The sequence below is a fragment of the Arcobacter sp. F155 genome (assembly GCF_004116455.1).
Taxonomy (GTDB): Bacteria; Campylobacterota; Campylobacteria; order Campylobacterales; family Arcobacteraceae; genus Halarcobacter.
Window position 1 is genome coordinate 397,529 of the sequence record NZ_PDJU01000002.1, and the last position, 6,472, is coordinate 404,000.

Genomic DNA, 6,472 nt, shown 5'->3' on the forward strand with positions numbered 1-6,472 from the left:
ATTAACTAATCATTAACTTTTTATTTGACTTTAGTTAATGCTCATCTATTATAATTTTCATATGGATTAAGAAGAAACGCGAAACTTCTTAACTTTAAATTGCGAATTTTTTAAAGTTTTCCAAAAACTTATTTCCTTGTGTGTAAAAAAGCTCCTCTCCCTGGGAGCTTTTTTTTTGCCCGAAAAATAAGAATCATTATGCTAATATTCGCCAAATGAAAATACTACTAAAGAATATTAAATAAATGCCTCTATCTAATTTAAATAAAGAACAACTCGAAGCTGCAACATGTGAAAAAGGTTTTAACCTTATTATTGCTAGTGCAGGTACAGGAAAAACTTCAACTATTGTAGGAAGAATTGCTAATCTTATCAACAATGGTGTGCAACCTGATGAAATTTTACTATTAACTTTTACAAATAAAGCTGCCGCTGAAATGGTAGCAAGGGTTGCTAAGTTCTTTGGAAAAGATATGGCTGCAAAAATTATGGCTGGAACATTTCACTCAGTTTCATATAAACTTTTAAAGAAACTAAATAAAAATATTACATTAAAACAACCAAATGAGTTAAAAACTCTTTTTAGGTCTTTATATGAAAAAAGAGTTTTTTATGAAAGAGAAGATGGTGTAAATCCATATGATGGTGGATATCTTTATGATATGTATTCACTATACCTTAACTCAAACGAAGGTGAAGGTTTTGAAGAGTGGATAAAAAATAAAAACCCTGACCATGAAATCTATACACCTATTTATGATGATGTTGTATTAGAGTTTAATGAACTAAAAACAAAATATGGTTATGCAAACTTTGATGATTTATTAACTATTATGCTTGATACTCTAAAAGAAGAAGAGTTTGACTTTAAAGAGATTTTAGTTGATGAATACCAAGATACGAACCCTTTACAAGGAAGACTTCTTGATGCATTTAGACCTAAATCACTATTTTGTGTAGGAGATTATGACCAAAGTATTTATGCTTTTAATGGCTCTGATATTGGTATTATTTCAACATTTGATACAAGATATAAAGGTTCAAATGTATATACACTAAGAAAAAACTATCGTTCAAGTAGACCTATTTTAGACTTAGCTACAAAAGTTATTGAACATAATGAAAGAATATATGAGAAACAACTTCAAGTTATGAGAACAGATATCTCTATTCCTCCAAAACTTTTAGAGTTTACTGAGTTGTTTGCACAATATCATCATATCTCAGAAAAGATTTCTCAAAGTTCAACACCCCATAGTGATATAGCAATTATCTTTAGAAACAACTCAAGTGCCGATGGAATTGAAGCAAACTTAAGAGAGTATGGAATTCCTGCAAAAAGAAAAGGTGGAATGTCATTTTTTGACTCTGTTGAGATAAAGTTTGTACTTGATATTTTAGTTATGCAACTATCACACAATGATATGATGGCATTTATTCACGTACTTGAACATGGAAAAGGTATTGGAAAAGCTATTGCAAAAGATATCTTTGATGCCTTAGTAAAACTAGGAAATGGAGATGTTTTCAAAGGTCTATTTACACCTGATTCAAGTATTAAAAACCCTTATCAATCAAATAGAGTTAAAAATGTACAGTTAGGTTTATTTGATGATTTTATTGAATTAGGAAGTGTATCAAAATTTAAAGATTGTGGTTTTGAAGAAGCTTTTTTATCTAATGCAATTTTAAAACACCCTAAACTATCTGTTGATGGAGCAAAATATCTTTATGACTTCTATTTACTTATGAAAATGATTAGAAGAACAAAAGTTCCAGAATCACTTGTTTCATCGGTTACTTCATCTATGATGTACTCAAGGCTAAAAGAGAATTTAGCTACAAAAAGAGCAACGCAAAAAGATGGTACTGTAAACATGATGCAAAAAACTAAAGCCCATGCTAAAATCAATAGAAAAGTGATGCTTCTAAAAAACCTTGCTAGAAACTTTAACGACCTATCAAAATTTGTTAACTCAATGATTCTTGGTGGTGGAGAGATGAGTGAAGGAGATGGAGTAAACCTTCTTTCTGTTCATGCAAGTAAAGGTTTAGAGTTTAAAGAAGTTTTCGTAATCGACCTTATGGATGGAAGATTCCCAAATAGAAAACTTATGAGCAAAGGTGGAAGTATAGAAGAAGAAAGAAGACTTTTTTATGTTGCTGTAACAAGAGCTAAAGATGTACTTTACCTTAGTTTTGCAAAATATGACAAAGTAAAAAAACTAGATTTTATTCACTCTCCATTTTTAAAAGAAGCTGGCTTAATAAAAAAAGAGTCTCCTGAAGATTAAGAGTTTTCTTAAATACGTGACACATATGTGACATTTTTTAGTTATCATATACCTTCAAAGAAAGTTGAAGGTATATATTATGCTAAAAAGCCCTAAAGATTCACACAACTATATTCAGAAAATAGAAAAAGTTCTTAAAGAAGAAAAAGTAAGAGAACAACTAACTATCAATGAACTAAGCAACACAAATACAAATGACAAAAATCATATTAAATCTTTAAAAAACTACCTAGAACAAATCAAAACAAATATCTTAAAACTAAACTACTTACTTGATAACTTAAACATGGAAAGAAATATCCCAAGTTTGAGTATTGCTAAACTTGCACAGCAAGATAGCAAAATAAAAAGCTATTTATAGTATTACCTTAAATAAAATCTTTTTTAGATATAATCGCGGATATTTTATTAAACAAAATCATAATAATCACATAGGAACATAAATGAGCGGAAAATACGAACCATCAAAAGTAGAAGACAACTATTACAAAATCTGTGAAGATAGAGGTTATTTTGAAATTGACGGAAACAAAGATATTCAAGAAGAGGGAAAAAACTTTTCAATTATGATGCCTCCTCCAAATGTAACTGGTAGCTTACATATTGGACATGCTCTTACATTTACACTGCAAGATATTATTACTAGATATAAAAGAATGGATGGGTACAAAACTTTATGGCAACCTGGAACTGACCACGCTGGTATCGCAACACAAAATGTTGTTGAAAAGCAATTATTAGCAGAAGGTACTACTAAAGAAGAGATTGGAAGAGAAAAGTTTCTTGAAAGAGCTTGGCTTCAAAAAGAGACTTCTGGTGGAAGCATTGTTCACCAAATGAGAAAACTTGGTGTTACTCCTGCATGGTCAAGGGAAAGATTCACTATGGATGAAGGTCTAAAAGAAGCTGTTAAAGAAGCTTTTGTATCTTTATACAATGATGGATTTATCACTCAAAACAACTACATGGTAAACTGGTGTACTCACGATGGTGCTTTATCAGATATCGAAGTTGAGCACGAAGAAGTAAATGGTAAGTTTTATCATATGATTTATAAGTTTGCTGATGGAAGTGGTGAAGTACAAGTTGCAACTACTAGACCTGAAACATACTTTGGTGATACTGCTATTATGGTTCACCCTGATGATGAAAGATATAAAGATATCGTTGGAAAAGAAGTATTACTTCCTCTAACTGATAGAAAAATCAAAGTTATTACTGACTCTCATGTTGATATGGAGTTTGGAACAGGTGTTGTAAAAGTAACTCCAGCACATGACCAAAATGACTACGAAGTTGGAAAAAGACACGATTTAGAATTCATCAAATGTTTTGATGAAGCTGGTATTTTAAATGACTATTGTGGAGAGTTCGCTGGACTTGAGAGACTTGAAGCTAGACCTATTATTGTTGAAAAACTACAAGCAGAAGGTTATATTGTAAAAATAGATGAGCATACTCACCAAGTTGGTCACTGTTATAGATGTAAAAATATTGTTGAGCCATTTATTTCTCAACAATGGTTCTTATCAGAAAAAGTTGCAAAATCTTCAATTGATAAAACAAAAGCACATAACAACTTCCACCCTGCTCACTGGATCAACTCATATACAGCATGGATGGATGAATTAAGACCGTGGTGTATTTCAAGACAATTATGGTGGGGACATAGAATTCCTGTATTTACTTGTGACTCTTGTAATCACCAATGGGCAGATAAAGCTGATGAACCGGAAGCTTGTCCAAAATGTGGAAATAAACACTATACTCAAGACCCTGATGTATTAGATACATGGTTCTCTTCTGCTTTATGGGCTATGTCTCCATTAGGTTGGGGAAATAATGGAAAATTACCTGAGCTTTATAATTTAGAGCAAGATATGAAAGACTTCTATCCAAACTCTTTATTAATCACAGGTTTTGATATTATGTTCTTCTGGGTTGCTAGAATGATGATGATGGGTGATCACTTCCAAGGTGAGTTACCGTTTAAAGATATCTATATGCACGCACTTGTAAGAGATGAGCACGGTGCTAAAATGTCTAAATCAAAAGGAAATGTAATTGACCCACTTGATATGGTTGAAGAACATTCTGCTGATATTATTAGATTTACACTTGCATACTTAGCAGTTCAAGGTAGAGATATTAAACTTGGTGCTAAAAACTTAGAGCAGTTTAGAAACTTTACAAACAAACTTTATAATGCTGCTAATTTCTTAACTTTAAATGTAGATACATTTGAAGATTTAAAAGATATTGAGATTAAAACAGCTCTTGGAAAATATATGCAATCAAGACTTTCTCATGCAGTTGAAGATGTAAGAGAAGCACTTGAAACATTTAAATTCAATGAAGCAGCATCTATTTTATATAAATTTGTATGGACAGAGTTCTGTGATTGGGGTATTGAGTACTCTAAAGCTAGTAAAGATTCTATTTCTGAGCTTGGAGCTATTTTCAAAGAGACTCTTAAATTAGTATCTCCATTTATGCCATTTATTTCTGATTACTTATATCACAAATTATCAGGAACTTCTTTAGAAGATGGAGCAGAATCGTTAATGGTTTCTTCATTCCCTAAAGAGACTGCACAAGATAAAGAGACTGAAGCAATGTTTGCAATCATTGAAGAAGCGATTACAGCATTAAGAAGAGCAAAAGTTATTATTGATATGGGTAACTCAAAAATTGCTAAAGCATATATCAAATTAGATACTAAAATAGATACGCAGTTAGCAAAACCATTTATTCAAAAGCTTGCAAAAGTTGAAGATATTGAGTTTGTTGAAGCTAAAGTAGAAAACTCTATTACAGATGTATCTGATAACTTAGAGGTTTACTTACCAACAAGTGAAATTGATATGAGTCCAATCATTGATAAATTAACTAAACAAAAAGAGAAAGTAGAAAAAGAAGTTAATAAACTAAATGGAATGCTTTCAAATGAAAGATTTGTTGCAAATGCTCCTGAAGCTGTTGTTGCTGAAAACAAACAAGCTTTAGCAGATGCACAAGCAAAATTAGAAAAAATTGAAAATGAATTAAAGGCTATTTTATAATAGCCTTTTAAAGGGGACAAATGAGTTTTAAAAGTTTTTTATTAGTTATATTTTTAGGAGTTTTGTTTACTGGTTGTATGCCTAAACAAGATGATGTAAAAAATGTATTTCAATCTGACTCTGCAAATATAATAAAAAGAGACTATAAAAAAAGTCAAAAACTTTTAATCTCATTTAAAAAGAAACTTGATTTAAGAAACCCAAAAGCCTTTGATAAATCTATAGAAAAAAAGATTTATGACTTAATTGAGTCATCTGAAAAAACACTACTATTAAAATACAACAACAAAATACTTGAAAACTACAAAGACTACCTACAATTAGCATTTAGTAAAGACACTATAAAAAATAGAAATGACTTTTTAGTTTTAGGTTTATACTACTCATTATATGATGCTTATGATATTGAAGATGGGCATAAAATAATTGCCTTAGCATATGAAAAAGAGAAACTTCATAAACTACATAAAAATCTTCAAATATTAAAATGGAAACTTAAAGTAGATAAAGACCTAAATAATGATTATCTATTTTTAACTTGGCAAAATAACTGGCAAATAGAGTTAGAAAAAAGATTAAATAATGATGAAGAAATCACTTATGAAGATATCAAGAACCTTACATATATAAAAGATGGAAAAGAGTCTTTATTAAGTCGTTCTAACTTTACCTTTGAAGTATTATTAACTCAAATGATTTATAATGTTGAGAATACTTTATTTGCACTAGGTGAAGAGCCTAAAAAACTTGCAATTGATGCAGTATTTTTCTTATTTATATAACAAAAACTATTTTTAGCAATATCTGGATTGTTATAAATTTTCCTTTTTGATATACTTTTTAAAAATTTTTAAAAGGTAATACTATGAGCTACATAACAGAAGCAAGACTAGAACAAGCAGATAAAGAGATTTTTGATATCGTAGAAGCAGAACTAGAAAGACAAACAACACACTTAGAGATGATTGCAAGTGAAAACTTCACATCTGCTGCTGTGATGGAAGCAATGGGTTCTGTATTTACTAACAAGTATGCAGAGGGTTATCCATATAAAAGATATTATGGTGGATGTGAATTTGCTGACAAAGCTGAGCAATTAGCTATTGACAGAGCTTG

Annotated in this window: 4 protein-coding genes and 1 pseudogene; all 5 read left to right on the top strand. The window is 30.5% G+C overall.

The genetic code is table 11. From position 1 onward, the window contains the following. The first annotated feature begins 245 nt into the window (after positions 1–245). Positions 246–2,294: an ATP-dependent helicase gene (locus CRV03_RS04530; protein ID WP_129083947.1), complete on the top strand. Its 2,049-nt coding sequence runs from the start codon at positions 246–248 to the stop codon at positions 2,292–2,294. A 79-nt stretch (positions 2,295–2,373) separates the two neighbouring features. Then, positions 2,374–2,655, top strand: a complete 282-nt coding sequence (locus CRV03_RS04535; protein ID WP_129083948.1) for a hypothetical protein — start codon at positions 2,374–2,376, stop codon at positions 2,653–2,655. Between the two features lie 82 nt (positions 2,656–2,737). Then, positions 2,738–5,356 (top strand): valine--tRNA ligase, encoded by a 2,619-nt coding sequence (locus CRV03_RS04540; RefSeq protein ID WP_129083949.1) that lies wholly within the window; start codon positions 2,738–2,740, stop codon positions 5,354–5,356. Between the two features lie 20 nt (positions 5,357–5,376). Further along, positions 5,377–6,138 (top strand): hypothetical protein, encoded by a 762-nt coding sequence (locus CRV03_RS04545; protein WP_129083950.1) that lies wholly within the window; start codon positions 5,377–5,379, stop codon positions 6,136–6,138. 83 nt (positions 6,139–6,221) lie between these two features. Beyond that, positions 6,222–6,472, top strand: a pseudogene (gene glyA, locus CRV03_RS04550) (serine hydroxymethyltransferase); the annotation flags it as partial.